Source organism: Dokdonia sp. Hel_I_53 (genome assembly GCF_007827465.1).
GTDB lineage: Bacteria > Bacteroidota > Bacteroidia > Flavobacteriales > Flavobacteriaceae > Dokdonia.
Map to the genome: position 1 here is coordinate 731,244 of NZ_VISL01000001.1, position 16,434 is coordinate 747,677.

Annotated in this window: 16 protein-coding genes; 6 read left to right on the plus strand and 10 right to left on the minus strand. The window is 36.8% G+C overall.

The genetic code is table 11. The features are described 5' to 3' along the window. Positions 1-39 precede the first annotated feature (39 nt). From priA to nadC, 5 genes are all read right to left on the minus strand, one after another. On the minus strand, positions 40-2,496 hold the full coding sequence (gene priA, locus OD90_RS03140; protein ID WP_144666446.1) for a primosomal protein N': 2,457 nt from the start codon (positions 2,494-2,496) through the stop codon (positions 40-42). A gap of 131 nt (positions 2,497-2,627) precedes the next feature. Further along, entirely contained in the window at positions 2,628-3,059 is a 432-nt protein-coding gene (locus tag OD90_RS03145) for a DUF2147 domain-containing protein (RefSeq protein WP_144666449.1), read from the minus strand. Positions 3,060-3,178: 119 nt separating this feature from the next. Then, positions 3,179-3,739: a chalcone isomerase family protein gene (locus OD90_RS03150; protein WP_144666452.1), complete on the minus strand. Its 561-nt coding sequence runs from the start codon at positions 3,737-3,739 to the stop codon at positions 3,179-3,181. Positions 3,740-3,759: 20 nt separating this feature from the next. Then, positions 3,760-4,701 (minus strand): YihY/virulence factor BrkB family protein, encoded by a 942-nt coding sequence (locus OD90_RS03155; protein ID WP_144666455.1) that lies wholly within the window; start codon positions 4,699-4,701, stop codon positions 3,760-3,762. Continuing rightward, on the minus strand, positions 4,701-5,561 hold the full coding sequence (nadC, locus tag OD90_RS03160; RefSeq protein ID WP_144669627.1) for a carboxylating nicotinate-nucleotide diphosphorylase: 861 nt from the start codon (positions 5,559-5,561) through the stop codon (positions 4,701-4,703). The genes OD90_RS03155 and nadC overlap by 1 nt, the downstream gene beginning before the upstream one ends. A gap of 82 nt (positions 5,562-5,643) precedes the next feature. On the opposite strand from nadC, the gene rlmH reads away from it, so the two are divergent. From rlmH to OD90_RS03185, 5 genes are all read left to right on the plus strand, one after another. Further along, on the plus strand, positions 5,644-6,117 hold the full coding sequence (gene rlmH / locus OD90_RS03165; protein WP_144666458.1) for a 23S rRNA (pseudouridine(1915)-N(3))-methyltransferase RlmH: 474 nt from the start codon (positions 5,644-5,646) through the stop codon (positions 6,115-6,117). Positions 6,118-6,206: 89 nt separating this feature from the next. Beyond that, complete coding sequence (locus tag OD90_RS03170; protein WP_144666461.1) at positions 6,207-6,824, plus strand: YqaA family protein; 618 nt, start codon at positions 6,207-6,209, stop codon at positions 6,822-6,824. A 2-nt stretch (positions 6,825-6,826) separates the two neighbouring features. Continuing rightward, a complete protein-coding gene (locus OD90_RS03175; RefSeq protein ID WP_144666464.1) occupies positions 6,827-7,402 on the plus strand; it encodes a non-canonical purine NTP diphosphatase in 576 nt (191 codons plus the stop codon). Positions 7,403-7,582: 180 nt separating this feature from the next. Next, entirely contained in the window at positions 7,583-9,469 is a 1,887-nt protein-coding gene (locus tag OD90_RS03180) for a DEAD/DEAH box helicase (protein WP_144666467.1), read from the plus strand. 85 nt (positions 9,470-9,554) lie between these two features. Continuing rightward, on the plus strand, positions 9,555-10,361 hold the full coding sequence (locus tag OD90_RS03185; RefSeq protein ID WP_144666470.1) for a carboxypeptidase-like regulatory domain-containing protein: 807 nt from the start codon (positions 9,555-9,557) through the stop codon (positions 10,359-10,361). Between the two features lie 58 nt (positions 10,362-10,419). Here the strand turns inward: OD90_RS03185 and OD90_RS03190 are convergent, their stop codons facing one another. Further along, positions 10,420-11,082 carry a TrmH family RNA methyltransferase gene (locus OD90_RS03190; protein ID WP_144666472.1) on the minus strand — a complete coding sequence of 221 codons (663 nt, stop codon included), beginning with the start codon at positions 11,080-11,082 and terminating at the stop codon, positions 10,420-10,422. Between the two features lie 67 nt (positions 11,083-11,149). Continuing rightward, positions 11,150-12,715 (minus strand): CHRD domain-containing protein, encoded by a 1,566-nt coding sequence (locus tag OD90_RS03195; RefSeq protein ID WP_222430157.1) that lies wholly within the window; start codon positions 12,713-12,715, stop codon positions 11,150-11,152. An 89-nt stretch (positions 12,716-12,804) separates the two neighbouring features. Between OD90_RS03195 and OD90_RS03200 the strand changes: the two genes are divergently transcribed. Next, entirely contained in the window at positions 12,805-13,500 is a 696-nt protein-coding gene (locus OD90_RS03200; RefSeq protein WP_144666475.1) for an SIR2 family NAD-dependent protein deacylase, read from the plus strand. A gap of 22 nt (positions 13,501-13,522) precedes the next feature. Here OD90_RS03200 and OD90_RS03205 read toward each other — a convergent pair whose 3' ends face one another. The 3 genes from OD90_RS03205 to OD90_RS03215 all read right to left on the minus strand — a co-directional run bounded on the left by OD90_RS03205 (position 13,523) and on the right by OD90_RS03215 (position 16,243). Further along, on the minus strand, positions 13,523-14,869 hold the full coding sequence (locus OD90_RS03205) for a serine hydrolase domain-containing protein (RefSeq protein ID WP_144666478.1): 1,347 nt from the start codon (positions 14,867-14,869) through the stop codon (positions 13,523-13,525). Positions 14,870-15,090: 221 nt separating this feature from the next. Next, positions 15,091-15,474 (minus strand): DUF3037 domain-containing protein, encoded by a 384-nt coding sequence (locus OD90_RS03210; RefSeq protein ID WP_144666481.1) that lies wholly within the window; start codon positions 15,472-15,474, stop codon positions 15,091-15,093. Next, complete coding sequence (locus tag OD90_RS03215; protein ID WP_144666484.1) at positions 15,464-16,243, minus strand: HipA family kinase; 780 nt, start codon at positions 16,241-16,243, stop codon at positions 15,464-15,466. The genes OD90_RS03210 and OD90_RS03215 overlap by 11 nt, the downstream gene beginning before the upstream one ends. Positions 16,244-16,434: the final 191 nt, after the last annotated feature.

Consider the following 16,434-nt stretch of genomic DNA (forward strand, 5'->3'; position numbering starts at 1 on the left):
TTTTTGTTGCTTTTATTAGTTCGTCCCTAAGAAGGAATTCTAATAGCAGTCTACGTCTATTACTAATCTAACACTTCTATATTGAGGAATGGCATTAAAACTCGACTCCACCCGTTTGATAACTTTCTTTGTTTGCACTAAATTTTGGCCTTGCGGTATTTTGATCAAAATATTTCGTCTGTATTGATTTCTAATCCTAGCAATTGAAGGAGTTTCAGGTCCTAAGACAGATTTTTCACCTAAAGATTGTTTCAGAACACTTACCAACCAAACGCTAGAGGTTTCAATTTTTTCATAATCTCTGTGTCGTAACGTAATTCGAATTAATCTATAAAAAGGTGAGTATTTAAAAGTACGGCGCTCTTCTAATTGCTCTTCATACATGGCATCAAACTTATTTAAGGATACCTGTTGTAAAATTTGATGATAAGGATTATATGTTTGCACTAAAACCTTTCCTTGCTTTTGGGTACGCCCTGCCCTGCCCGCTACTTGTGCGATAAGTTGATAACTTCGCTCATGCGCCCTGAAGTCCGGAAAATTAAGCATACTATCTGCATTCATAATACCCACAAGACTTACATTTCTAAAATCTAATCCTTTTGTAAGCATTTGTGTTCCCACAAGGATATCAATTTGTTCTTGCTCAAAAGCAGTGATTAATTTTTCAAACCCATACTTTCCTCGCGTCGTATCTGAATCCATTCGAGAAATCACTTTATCTGGAAAAAGATTCTTAAGCTCTGCTTCTATTTGCTCTGTACCAAATCCCTTTGTGGTAAGCTCTGAGCCGCCACAAGCCATGCATTTTTGTTGAAGCGCAATATTATAACCACAATAATGACATCTTAATTGCGATCTGTATTTGTGATAGGTAAGGCTTACATCACAATTAGGGCATTGCGGTGCATGACCGCAAGTGGTACATTCTAATATAGGAGAAAAGCCTCTTCTGTTTTGAAAAAGAATCACTTGTTCCCCTAAATCTAGGGCTCCAGCAATGGCTTTTAATAATGTATCAGAAAAATGCCCTGTCATTTCTCTCTTCCGAGATTTCTCTTTAATATCTACTAAATTTATCTCAGGCATAAGGATATTGCCGTGTCGTTGTTTTAGACTAACATATCCATATTTTCCTATCTGGGCATTATGCATTGTTTCTAAAGACGGTGTAGCAGATCCTAGCAGTACTTTTGCCTTAAATATTGAAGCAAGTACAATTGCACAATCTCTAGCATGATATCTCGGTGCAGGATCATATTGTTTAAAGCTACTTTCGTGCTCTTCATCTACAACAATAAATCCTAGATCGCGAAATGGTAACAACAGTGCAGAACGGGCACCAATTACTATCTGAGCTTTGTCTAGTTTTTGAAGTACATTATTCCAAACCTCCACTCGTTCATTCACGGAATACTTAGAATGAAATACCGCAACTTTTTCACCAAAATAAGTTTGAAGCCTCGTTATGAGTTGTGTAGTGAGCGCTATTTCTGGAAGTAAATATAAAATTTGATTTCCAGAGGATAGCATTTTTTCAATAAGCTGCACATAAATCTCTGTCTTTCCTGAGGCAGTCACCCCATGTAATAAAACCACTTCTTTCTCATCTAAGTGTTTTTCAATACTTGCGTAAGATACTTTTTGATAGGAGTTTAAAACTTGAGTTTTTGAAGTTTCTCCATCAAATCCTATACGATCTTGCCGCATTTCATACGTTTTGAAAACACCCTTTTTAATGAGTGCTTTAAGTTGAGCAGCGGTAGCACCAGATTCATTTTGTAAATCTTTTGAAGATATAGGTTTATTTTTTTTCGCTTTAAGCGAAAAAAAAGTGAGCACCATTTCTCGTTGTTTTGGCGCACTTGAAAGAGTGTTAAGTAATTCGTTGAGGGTGCTTTCACTCTCAAATTGCGGAGATAAGGTGATAAATTTTACAATTTTAGGCGCGTACTTTTCATAAATCTCCTCTTGCATCTCTATGACACCTTTATCAATAAGCCGCTGGATAGAGGGCAATACCTTTTTCTTATCTAGAATATCCATTACCTCATGCACTTTAAGTTCAGACTGATGCTGGAGTGCTTCATAAATAAGAAATTCGTCGTCTTTTAATGTGAGTTCATTCGGTTCTATTCTATCTGAGTGAAGTTTAATAACAGTCTCACTCTCTAACATAAAAGCCTTTGGAAGAGCGGCTCGCATTACCTCTCCTTCTGAACACATATAATAGGATGCCATCCATGACCATAGTTTAAGCTGTTCAGGGGTCACAATGGGGCGATCATCCAATATTTGGAAAATCTCTTTTGCTTCGTAAATTGTAGGAACCTGTGTATGTTTAGATTTTACTATGGAAGCATATATTTTAGTTTTACCAAAGGGTACTGCCACTCGCATCCCAAGCGCAATGAATCCATACTCTCTCTCAGAAACGAGATAAGTAAAAGTATTTTCTACAGGGATAGGAAGAATAACATCTATAAAATATGACATATAAAAAGCTCTGACATAAAAAGTAAAGTTAAGCAAGCTTACAGAAAAGGATCCCCTCTATTTCAAAAATCATAGACAAAAAAAAAACCGTTTCTAAACGAAACGGTTTTTGAATGAATTTAAAGTTGGTGTTAATCTAATCTTATCCACTCTTGAGTTCTGTATAAAAATGCAACATATCCTCTTACATTTAAAACTCCAGGATCTTTAGGGTCAAGCCAAATTTTTGCTCTATATTCCTTCCCTTTTACAGGGTCAAAAATAGTACCCCCTTCGTAATAGCGACCATCTTTTTGTAAATTTTTAATGATATCAAGACCTAAGACTGGTTCACCTTTTTCTTCACCTTGACACAAATCACAAATCATTTTTCTTTTTACAGGATTTGTAATTTCTACAATTTTACCGAAAACCTTACCGTTTTTTTGGTAAATATCTACAGTAGATTTTGCCTGTCCAGTTTCATCATCAATTGTTGTCCACTTACCGTAAATCGTTCCACGCTGTGCTTGGAGCGAAATTGCCAGTAGTAACATTCCGAGTATAAGTATTGTTCTTTTCATAGGTGTTAAAAGTAATATAAATTTTAAAATAAAATAAACGTTATTGAGTGGAAAATTAATCCAATTTATAAAAAAAAGCGAGCAGCAATGCTCGCTTCTATAAACGTGAAGATCATATATTATAAACCTAACATACCTTCTTTTAAATCATCATCGGCAGGGTCATTCCCTAACCAAATACCAAAGAGGGCTTTTTTAAAGGCTAAACCTTCGATCATTCCTATTTTATTTCCTCCTTTGTATACATATGTTCCTTTACCTTTAATGTAGACGATGTCAAAAACATTCGTTTTTACAATTTTATCACTGAAGAAACTTTTAAACTTCTCAATTTCAGAATTGAGTGATTTTGTATTTCCATTCATAGATGCATCAAAACCGTCATCCACTGCGCTTACCATTTTCTTACTAGAAACCATTCCTGAAATAATTTCTAACTTCATAGCCATTGTCTCATCTGCATTGATAATAGCTGTTGCATTTTTATTTTTCTTAGTTAGATATAATCCTCCAGCATACAGGTCAAAAATAATTTTCTCTCGCATTCCTGCTCCATTCAAAATAAGGTTAGTCCCCTCTACTTTCATTGTATTAGGCAATGTTGCGTCACCCACAACTGTTTGTGCGTTTGAAAATGTTAGGCTACATATAGCAAGGAGTGCAATAAAATACTTTTTCATAATGTGTGTTATTTAATTAGTTATTCTTGGGTTTTGTGTAAAATTCTTAATTTCTGTAAAGTCGCATTAAGCTCAAATCCTAAAAGGATTAGATTAGAGTTTAACCAAATATAGAGCATCATAATTAATAATGCACCTATGGAACCATACAATTCATTATATGTGCTAAAGTTATCAATGTAAATACCAAATAAATAAGTAGTTACTAAAAATAACACCGTGGTCATGAGTGCTCCAGGTGAAAAGAATCGGCTTTTTCTACCTTCTTTCGTTCCAAAATAATATAAGGTCGCTACGATATTATAAATCATTATTACCAAAAAAATCGTTTTTCCTATACTCAACAAAGCAATATCTGTATCATCACTCATAAAGTCTCTATCTCTTAGAGAATGAAGCACATACTCAAAATATATTAGAACTGATAAGGTAGTAACCAACAACAATGCCAAGATTACAGAGGTCACTAAAGCGATTGCATACTGCCTGAAGAAATTACGATTTATTTCATTATAGTGCGACCCTTCAAAACCACTAAAAATTGCATTGACACCATTAGCTGTTAAAAATACTGCTAGAACTCCCGCAAATGATAATAATCCCGCCCTTTCGTTTTCTGAAATATCCTTTATAATGGGTTTAAAAAAATCAAGTGATTGTGCAGGAATAAGCTCATAGATAAAAGCCATAAACTTTATATTAAAGCCTTCTACTGGTACATAGGGTACCAAGTTGAGCATAAAGACAAGTGCGGGAAAAATTGCCATAAAAAAACTGTACGCTATCGAACTTGCTCTAGAACCTAATGCACCTTGTAAAATTCCTGCAAAGTACGCACGGATAATATCAAGTAGCGTCATTCCTTCAAATCCAGGAACGACAATCTTATTTAAGAAGGCAACACACCAAACATAGGGTTTGATGCGCATAAGCTTTTCGTCAAGCGTCTTTCCTTTTGACATTAAATGGCTTTAAGACTCAAATCTAGATTGTAAACAGAATGTGTAAGTGCGCCACTTGATATATAATCTACCCCACAGAGGGCGTACGCTCGTATCGTTTTTTCATTAATACCTCCAGAAGATTCTGTTAGGCATTTATCACCTATTAACTCAACAGCCTTCCTAGTATCTTCGTAATTAAAATTATCTATAAGAATACGGTACACATGTTGATGATTTTCAAGGATTTCTTCAATCTCTTCTAGACTTCGTGCCTCTACTATAATTTTAAGTGCACGATTTTCTTTTTTAAGATAGTCTATAGTTTTTAATATGGCTTTGGTTACTCCTCCAGCAAAGTCAATGTGATTATCTTTAAGCATAATCATATCATACAAAGCAAATCGATGATTCTCACCACCTCCTATTTTTACAGCCCATTTTTCGAGTGCACGTATGCCTGGTGTTGTCTTACGAGTGTCTAATATTTTTGTAGTAGTGCCCTCTAATAGATCAACAAAGAATTTCGTTTTTGTAGCGATCGCACTCATACGCTGCATCGCATTGAGAACTAATCTTTCCGCTTTTAAAATACTCTGACTAGAACCTGATACGTAAAATGCAATATCACCATATTTTACTGCGTCACCGTCTGACAATACATCTTCTACCTGAAGCTCTGGGTCTACATACGAGAATACCGCTTTCGCGAAAGCGCAACCTGCAAGAATCCCATCATCTTTTACGAGCAACTTTGCACGTCCGGTAGCACTTGCTGGAATGCAAGCAAGGCTACTATGATCTCCATCTCCTACATCCTCCCTGATAGCGTTTGCTATTATTCCATCTATCTCTTTTTGAAACTGCTCTTCTGTAATCATAAATATTTCAAACAATGTTTATTGTAAAAATAGGAAAACACAATCATATAGTTTGCAGTACATAGATTTGTATTTTTGCAATATGAATATCAAACTACTTTGCATAGGAAAAACTGATGACAAAAACCTACAAACCCTCATCGATAGCTATACTAAAAGGCTTAATCATTATGTGAAATATTCTGTTGAAATCATTCCAGATTTAAAAAAGGTAAAAAACTTGAGTGAAGAGCAACAAAAACAGAAAGAAGGAGCTTTAATCCTTTCTAAAGTAACCACCTTTGACCACCTCATACTTTTGGATGAAAAAGGAAAGTCGTTTTCGAGCATTGACTTTTCTAAATTTCTACAAAAAAAAATGAATAACAGCATCAAAACGTTAGTGTTTGTGATAGGGGGACCGTATGGGTTTTCTGAAGAAGTTTACAAACAAGCAAAAGGAAAAGTAGCCCTCTCTTACATGACATTTTCTCATCAAATGGTGCGATTATTTATAACCGAACAAATTTATAGAGCCTTCACTATACTTAAAGGAGAGCCCTATCATCACCAATAATTTGATGTTATGATTATTTTATGAGATAAATTGACAGAAACTCTTTAAACAGACGTTATTTTTACACAAGATTTACGACTACAAGGCAGATGGCGCATTCAAATTCAAAGAAGAAAAACAGATTACAATTACTACATCAGTATTATAGCTATACAGGTTTTTATACTTTCCTGAAGGATGCTTTAAAAAAAGCACTCCCTCCTATTCTTCTAGTTGTTGCTAGTATTGTTTGTATTCATTATTTTGTTATTGATCTCAATGTTGCGCTTCAATATGTGATTGATAATTATTCTAATTTTCTAGTACTTAGTTTATTCTTTGTTTCAGAATCTATACTTGGAATCATTCCTCCAGAACTCTTTATCGCATGGAGCGATAAAACAGATTCTCCCATTTTATATTTATCACTCATTGCTATTTTATCATATGCAGGGGGTATCGTTTCTTACTTTACCGGAAGGGCTTCACTTAAAATTACCTCTATTCACGATTATTTAGAAGTAAGAATGAAAAAGCACCTTAAAAACGCACGCAAATGGGGTGGTTTTTTAATTATTGTGGGTGCATTACTTCCATTACCATTTGCTGTTGCAAGCCTTGCAGCAGGAATGATCAGATTTGAATTTAAGTATTACCTTCTCTTTGGACTAGCTCGATTTGTAAGATTTGCCATATACGGAGCTGCCATTTTTAGTTTAGTATCGTAAGTATGAAGCTTGTTTTTGCTACCCATAATCTCAATAAACTTAAAGAAGTGCAATCCTTAGTTGGGAAAGATATTGAGTTACTTAGTCTTACAGATATAGGTTGTACAGAAGACATTCTAGAAGATGCAGCTACTATAGAAGGCAACGCATTATTAAAAGCTAACTATGTAAAAGATACGTATGGTTATGATTGTTTTGCAGACGATACGGGGCTGGAAGTAAAATCACTTAATGGAGCGCCAGGTGTCTTTTCTGCCCGTTATGCAGGCGAGCAGAAAAGCGCCACAGACAACATGAACAAACTTTTAATAAAGTTAGCTACACACCAAGATAGAACTGCACGGTTTAAAACGGTTATCGCTTTCGCGAAAGCGGGAAATAAACAAACATTTACTGGTATTTGCAACGGTCAGATCTCTAAAGAAAAAATAGGTGATGGCGGTTTTGGGTACGACCCTATATTCCTTCCAGATGGTTATGATGCTACTTTTGCACAAATGGCAATGCCTCTTAAAAGTAAAATAAGCCATAGAGGAAAAGCAATGCAGAAGTTTCTAGACTTCTTATCAGAACATTAAAACCTTACAAAGTTTTTACAGCATATAGTAGGTTATTCATTTTAAAAGAGTACTTTTGCAGCTTGAAAAAACCTCAGGGTGAGGTACTGCCACTATTTTGGCACGTGTTGATCGAAGCAATTGGTTTATAAGTCGTTGCGCTTCTCACAGCACGCTAACACTTATAATTACTACTGTCATATGACATTTGATCAATTAGGCCTAAATGCGCCTTTACTACAGGCTATTGCCGACATGGGATTTGAAACTCCATCAAAAATTCAAGAAGAAGCAATCCCACAACTACTAGCAGAAGACCGTGATATGGTCGCTCTTGCGCAAACAGGAACAGGAAAAACTGCTGCTTTTGGATTCCCATTATTACAAAATATAGACGAAAATAGTAAGACTACGCAAGGTCTTATCATTGCGCCTACTCGCGAATTATGTTTACAGATTACAAACGAAATGAAGCTCTATGCAAAGCATATGAAGGGAGTTCGTGTAGTTGCCGTATACGGAGGGGCAAATATTCAAGAACAAGCACGTGAGATCTCTCGTGGTGCTCAGATTGTTGTCGCTACACCAGGTCGTATGCAAGATATGATGAGGCGTCGTATGGTAGACATTTCAAAATTGAGCTACTGTGTACTTGATGAAGCAGATGAAATGCTTAATATGGGGTTCTATGAGGATATCACAAACATACTAGCTGATACTCCAGACGATAAACTCACATGGCTTTTTAGCGCAACGATGCCTAAAGAAGTTGCTCGTATTGCTAAAGAATTTATGCATAACCCACTAGAAATAACGGTGGGTCATAAAAATGAAGGTGCAAAAAATGTATCTCATGAGTACTTTGTCGTGCACACTAGAGATCGTTACCAGGCGCTTAAAAGATTATCTGATGCAAATCCAGATATCTTTTCTGTAATTTTTTGTAGAACAAAAAGAGATACTCAAAAAGTTGCAGAGCAACTTATTGAAGATGGTTACAATGCAGGAGCTTTACACGGTGACTTAAGTCAAAATCAACGTGACTTAGTAATGAAAAGCTTTAGAAACAGGCAAATCCAAATGCTTGTAGCTACAGATGTAGCGGCTCGTGGTATTGATGTAGATGATATTACACACGTTGTAAATTATCAGTTACCTGATGAGATAGAAACATATACACACAGATCTGGACGTACAGGCCGTGCTGGTAAAACTGGTACTTCACTTGTGATTGTGACTAAGAGTGAAATGCGTAAAATCAAACAGCTTGAGAAAATCTTAGGTAAAAAGTTTGAGCAAAAAACCATTCCTGATGGAAAAGAGATCACACAAGTACAATTATTTCACTTAGCAAATAGCATTCATAAAACAGAGATCAATCATGAGATTGATGCCTACTTACCAGAAATAGAAGAAGTTCTAAAAGATAATACAAAAGAAGAGCTTATAAAAAAGGTATTCTCTGTAGAGTTTACACGCTTCTTTAACTATTATAAAAAAGCAAAAGATCTGAACCAAAACGCTGTAGGTGCTGCAAAGGAACAGTCTGGTGACTCAACCCGCTACTTTATAAATATAGGTCGTAAGGATGACTTTGACTGGATGAAATTAAAGGACTTCCTTAAGGAAATGACGGGTCTTGGTCAAGATGGCATTTACCGTGTAGATTGTAAAGATGCTTTTTCATTTTTTAATACAGATACAGAGCATAAAGACAAAGTTTTATCATTATTTGAAAATTACCAGCTAGATGGTAGACGTGTAAGTGTTGAGGAAACTCAAGGCGGTGGCGGTGGCGGTGGTAATCGCAAACGTAGCAGCGGAGGCCGAAGCGGAGATAGAAAACGCCGCGGATCTTCAGACAGTTTTAGAAGCTCTAGAGGTGGTAGTGATAAAAAACGTAGTGGGGGTCGTCGTAGTGATGGTGATCGTGATCGCAAGTCGAACTATGGAGATGATAAAGGTCGCTCGAGAAGTAGATCAGAAAGACAACCCGCTAGCTCTGAACGTAGGTCTCCAGGACGTACTCCAGATAGCGCATCGGCAAATAAAAGCCCATTTTCAGGTAAAAGACGTCGTCGTAGTTAGTATTCAATACTAATTTGTTAGAATTATTTTAAAAAACGAGTTTTGGTATGGTTTTTCCAGCGGATTGCATAAATTGCTGTCTCCTATGAATAAACTTATACTAAGCCTCGTTTTTTTATGTGTTTCTGTTCTAACAATTGCACAAACCCGAGTAAATACTGTAGCAGCAGACACTACTAGCAGCAAAAAAATGAACGGATTTATTTCTGGACAAGTGTTAAGTAGCAGCTCAGATATTCCTTTACAAAATGTAAATATTCTCAATCTTTCAAACTTTAAGGGAGCAACCACCACTACTACTGGAAAATTTGAAATCAGGGCTGCCGTAAATGATACACTCTATTTTTCGTATTTAGGCTATAAATCCCTCAAAGTTAGAGTGAGTCAAGATTGGATTACCTACGGAGATGTCAAAGTTAAGATGACAGAAGTAGGTATTGCTCTTGAAGAAGTTGTCGTAAAAGAAATAGAGCTCACGGGATACCTTGAGATTGATGCAAAGCGTATTCCTATTTATACAAACCAGCGTTACAGTATCTCAGGTCTCAACTCTGGTTATGAAATAGGAGGCAGCAAACCTAGTGCGATATCTAAGGTGCTGAGTTCCATATTTAATCCCGCAGATTTTTTATATAATATATTTAGTAGAAAAAAAGGTCAACTGCGTAAGCTTCGTCAGATGAAAGAAGATGATAAAGTAAGAACCCTTTTAGAACGTAAATTTGACAGAGAAACCCTTAGTGCTTTACTACAGATAGAACGGGTAGATATTGATGCTATACTAAAGAATTGTAGCTACTCAGAAAAGTTTATAATGACTGCAAATGATCTTCAAATTCTAGACGCAATCAGTGAGTGTTATGAGGAGTATAGAGTCTTACAGCAAGATTAAATACTATGTACGCTTTCGCGAAAGCGGACTCCAAAAAAATTAGGCTCTTTAATGAGCCTTATTTGTTTTCTAAAGTATTTAAATACCTAGCTTCAATATGTTCTATATCCTTAATCATTTTACGTGTCCATTCTAATTTTAGCTCAAATTGCGCTGTCGGTGATAATCGCCAATTTATTTTAGACTTCCTCAGATCATCCATCAAATGCTGAAGGGTTATCGCAGCAGAGACTGAAATATTTAAACTTTCGGTAAATCCTACCATAGGGATGTATATAAAATCATCTGCTTCGTCTAGCACTAAATCACTAAGTCCTTCTGTTTCTCTTCCAAAAAAGATTGCAGTTTTCTGGTTTACAGAAAAATCTTGCAGTGTTTGTGCTTTTTTGTGAGGTGTCGTTGCCGCTATTTTGTACCCTTGTTCACGTAAATTATGAATACAATTTTTAGTGCTCGTATGTCTATGAACATCTACCCATTTTTGAGCACCCATAGCGATCTCACGGTCTATACGTTTAGAATTTACCTCTTCTATAACATGTACGTCTTGTATCCCAAACGACTCACAGCTGCGAATCACTGCGCTGGTGTTATGTAATTGATACACGTCTTCTACAGCAACTGTAATATGTCTCGTACGCATGGGGATGACACGATCAAAAAGCATTTTTCTTCTAGGGGTCAGAAACTCCTGTAAGTGGTCAAGTAATTGTTGGTTCATGGCTGCAAAATAAAAAAACCTGACTTCGCAGTCAGGTTTTTATTAAATAATTTATAACAAAATACAATTACCCTGCATTTGCTCCTACATTTCCTTGAGCTACAAGTGTTGCAAGATCATCTGCACTCAAATGAACATTGATATAACCATCAATAGCAGTCATTGCAGTATAATCTATAGAGGAACCATCACTTAATTGTGTTACGTTTGTTAAACTTACACCAGTCTCCCCTACTACATTTCCTAAAGACACTATAATGGCTCCAGGAGCGTTTGCAACATCACCACTGTGTATGTGTGCTGGGTGTAGGTTTCCGGCAGTAGTACCCACAAGATTAACAGTTACAAGCGTTTCTCCATTTACACGTTCTGCAAAATTTGCAGTGCCAAAAATAGTAGCATCAGAAACAGCTGCTAGGTCATAATCAACACTATTTCCAGTTAATTCATTTTGTCCAATATCTCCTTGAGCTACGATGGTTCCAAGTTCTGCTGCACTTAAATGTACGTTAATGTATCCGTCAAAATCTAGAAGTGCTTCATAATCAATAGACGTTTCATCATTTAGTGCCTCGATATTTGTCGCACTATAACCTGTCGTACCATCAACTGTATTAAGTGATTTTGCAATAGCACCACTCTCTGCTGCAGTATTAAAATGAATATGAGCTGGGTGCTCTCCATTATCTGGCGTTCCTTGTAATTGAATTTCTACAAGGGCTGCACCGCTAACTCTTTTAGAGAAGGTAGCAATACCACTTATAGAAGGAATTGCTCTACTTCCTAAAGCATACTCTTTTACTTCTCCCGTTAATTCATTCTGACCAATATCTCCTTGAGCTACAATAGTTCCAATTTCTGCCGCACTAAGATGCACATTAATGTACCCATCAAATTCTAACAATCCATCATAACCGATTTGTGTTTCATCATTAAGCTCTTCAATATGTGTAGCACTATAACCTGTCGTACCATCAACTGTAGTAAGTGATTTTGCAATAGCACCACTCTCTGCTGCGGTATTAAAATGGATATGAGCAGGGTGTTGTCCATCATTAGGAGTTCCATCTAATTGAATTTCAACTAGCGCTGCTCCACTAACTCTTTTTGAGAACGTTGCTACTCCACTTATGGTAGGCACGGCTTTGCTGTTTAAAACGTACTCTTTTACTTCTCCAGTAAGCACATTTACTCCTATATCTCCTTGAGCAATAAGAGTTCCTAAATCATCTGCACTTTGGTGAACGTTTACATAGGCATCTAATTCGATAAGTTGTTCGTATGAGATTGCAGTACCGTCATTAAGAGTAGATACTACTGTTGTACTTAAACCTGTAGAAGCATCGACTGGCTCTAGACTTACAATAATATCACCACCTTCTACAGCACTATTTTCATGTATGTGTGCTGGGTGTGATCCAGTTGTTGTACCATTAAGGTCTATTACTACAGTAGTAGAACCGTTTTCATTGTCAGTAAAAGTAACGTCACCAAAAATTGATGCGTCAGATCTTGATTCTAAAGTAAAGACACTGTTTGCAGGATCTTGATCATTTTGATTATCATCATCAGAACTACAGCTCGCTGCAAAAAGCAGGGTACTCGTCATAAATAAATAAAAAATTTTTTTCATTGTTGTAATTTTAGGGTTGTTAATTTGGATTATATACGTTCAAATTTAAGTTCAAGGATGTTAAAAGCTTACTAATAAAAAATAAGGTTATGTTAAGACCAAGAGTTGTTGTATTAAGTGGTGCTGGGATCAGTGCAGAAAGTGGTTTAAAAACATTTAGAGATGCAGGTGGTCTATGGGAGGGGCATAATGTCATGGATGTAGCTACACCACAAGCCTTTGCAAAAAATCCAAAACTTGTATTACAATTTTATAATGAGAGAAGACGCCAATTATTAAAGGCTCAACCTAATAAGGCACATCAGGCACTAGTAAATCTAGAAGAAAAATACGATGTGCATGTGATTACACAAAATGTCGACGATTTACATGAAAGAGCCGGCAGTACACAGGTGTTACATCTTCATGGTGAACTCTTAAAAGCAAGAAGCACTCAAAATGATGGAGATATTATGGAATGTACTAAAGACCTCAAAATAGGTGACCTTTGTAAAAATGGGTTTCAATTAAGGCCGCATATTGTATGGTTTGGAGAAGCAGTACCACTTTTAGAAAAGGCTGCTACCCTCGTCTCAAAAGCAGATTATATTATTTTCGTAGGGACATCTATGCAGGTATATCCGGCAGCCAGCTTGATTGACTATGCTCCTGTACATACACATACATTTGTCGTGGATCCAAAACCTCAACTAAATGCTGCACACGCTAACACCACAGTATTTGAAGAGAATGCTACTAGTGGGATTCAAAAAGTAGTCGAAAAATTACTCCAAGAGTGTAGGTAATTAGTTTAATAATGAGGAAAAATTAAATAGTAGAAGCTACCCTATCCTTTTGATCTGGTTGCTCTTCTAAAATATCTTTTACAATTTTTTCTAAATCTGGAATAACCGTTTTTGCTAAGGGTGTTAGCGAATTCATTAACACACAAATGCCTAGATCATCCTCTGGAAAGATCGCAATTTCGTTCCTAAAATTATTTACTGTTCCGCCGTGGTGGATCATAGTTGTAAAACCATTTTGCAGATCAAAGAATTTATGAACGCGCCATCCATAGGCATAATATGAAGCGGTATGGTCATTCCATCGTTGGTAATACTTACGTTTACCAGGAATTTCAATTTGTGGTTCAAAAACTTCGGCTAGAGCTTCTTTACTCATAATGTCCGGTCTATGACCTAATAGGAGTTGCATCCATGCTGACATGTCATCTGCATTAGAATTAATCCCTCCAGCTGCAACAGCATTATAATATCTATCATTCAGTCGTATGGTTCTCCACCCTCTTCGTGTTTTTTTGTGTGAAACGGCTTTGTTTTTAGTATTGAGCAACATTCTATGATTTGTAGAGGTTGCATTCATAGCTAGCGGTTTAAAGAGCTGCTGCTCTAAATCTGTTTCAAAGTCATAACAAGTGATACGTTCTGTTACTTCCCCAGTCATGGCAAACATGGCGTTTTGATAACTATAAATTTCTCCTGGCTTACTAATAGGTTTAACTGACGAAAAATGCGTTGCGATCTTCTCTAAAGACATACCGTCTTCAACTTTATCTGTAAAGCTATGATAGGGAGCCCCCGTACTGTGTGACAACATGTGTGAGATCGTAATATCTTCTGCACAGTAGGCCCTCCCAAAGTCAAGCGCTGGTAAATATTCATTTACGTTGTCACTCCAATCTAAATATCCTTCACTTTCAAATTTTCCAGCAAGGATGCCCGCAAATCCTTTTGATAACGAACCTAATCGAAAGACAGTTTCACTGTTTACTTTCTCCCCTGTCCCAGCATTTCTTTTACCATAACCGGTTGCAACTAAGACAGAATCGCCTTTTACAATACTCACTCCAGCACCTATAATTTGTCTTCTTTTTATAGCGTTAGCAAAGTAGCGATTTACCGCTGCAACTATTTCTTTTTGTTTCTGCACATATTGCTGTTGTTCTTCTACAGTTGGAGTAGGCCTCGTAACTGAGGTTGTTTCTAAAGTTGCTGATTTTGATTCAAAAGTAGGTCGTTCTGAAGAAGTAGATTCTATTGAAGAGGAGTTTTGAGAATGGTTACGCTGCCCAGATAGTGTGTAAAAAACACTACCAATGATACTAAGAGATAATAAGATTACAATCCAGGGAATACGTTTTTTTTCTGCTTTCATCTACAATTTTTTGTCGTTTGAAGTTTTACTTTGTAAAGTTAGAATACAAAATGTATAAATGTCGTTAAAGGACCTCTAAAGAATAGCCAAATGTCACCTAGGAACCATTTGATATAGCCATAAATCGATATTAAGTAGCCATTTATATGCAAATCCAAATGTAGAACGACATAATTTTCCTACATATTGTAGTGATCTCAGTCGCATATAGATTGCAATACTTACAACACATTCTTAGCAAAAATCTCCGCTAGCATTTGCTCGGGATCTTCACACAGTCCGGGGTGGGTTTTAGAACTCTGGATCACCGTACTACGGCAAGCGGTTAACCACCTAAATCGATCAGAAAGTTCCATCGCTCCTATCCTACCCGCTGCAGCTGTTCCCTCGCATACTAGTTCCCAAGCATTGAGATAGGCTTGATACTGGGCAAGATCTAAGTCGGCGTTGAAGGCAGCCAACTTATCCGGGCAGATATGCACTTTAATGCCAAGGTATTTTTTCTTTTTAGAGAATACAATCACGCCTACATTAAAGAACTCCTCCCGCTCTACTCTTGGAACAATGCGTATAGTGGCGTATTCAAAGGTATATTTATCTTGCATCTTCTGCCTCTTTTACTAATACTCCCATTTTTGCTAATCGCGAACTTAAAAATTCGAGATAGGCCGCTCTCATCGCTTCTGGTGTTATGGTATCAAACTCAGACACGAGCCAGTCTTCAGGAACACTCGCTATAATCCTTTCTAGCTTCTCTACTGTCAATAATTGCTTTATTTCAGCTGCCGCTTGCTGGAGTTGGGTTGCCTTTTCTAAGAGTACATGATCTTTCACCAGCGGAAAAGTTCGTTCTAGATGTTTTTCCCAGTTATTCCAATCGTGATGAAAGTAAAAACTGGCACCATTATCAATGACCCATATCTCGTTGTGCCACTGTAGCAAGTTGGTATTTTTGGCGGTTCTGTCAATGTTGCTAATGATACAGTCTAGCAATACAATTTTAGAGGCGGTAAGTGCATCTATGGAACTAACTAGCGGGTCATAAGTGATCGCTTCAGATAGAAAATGTAATCCTAAATTTAAACCCACACTAAACTTCAAAAGATCTTGAATCTCCTCATCTGGCTCCGTTTTACTAAAGGAATCATCCAGGTTCATAAAGACTAGCTCTGGTACTTTTAGACCTAAGGTTCTAGCAATCTCCCCGCCTAGCAACTCTGCAATAAGAGCTTTCTTTCCTTGCCCCGCTCCACGAAACTTAAGCACATACATATATCCATCATCTGCCTTAACTAGGGCAGGCAGGGATCCTCCCTCGCGTAAAGGCTGTACATATTGTACCACATTTACGGTTCTTAGTTCTAGTGTATCCATAGTACAGTATTCTCTTTTCTGAAGTATTCCTCTTACTGCAAATTTAAGTGATTACAGTCTCTCACTGCGGCTCTAAGCTAAAGATATATCGGTTGAGTTCTCAATACAGATGGTTTGTGTTTTTTTCACGCTTTCGCGAAAGCGTACCACTCATATATGAATATTTGATTGGTTATAAAAATAAGTAAGTC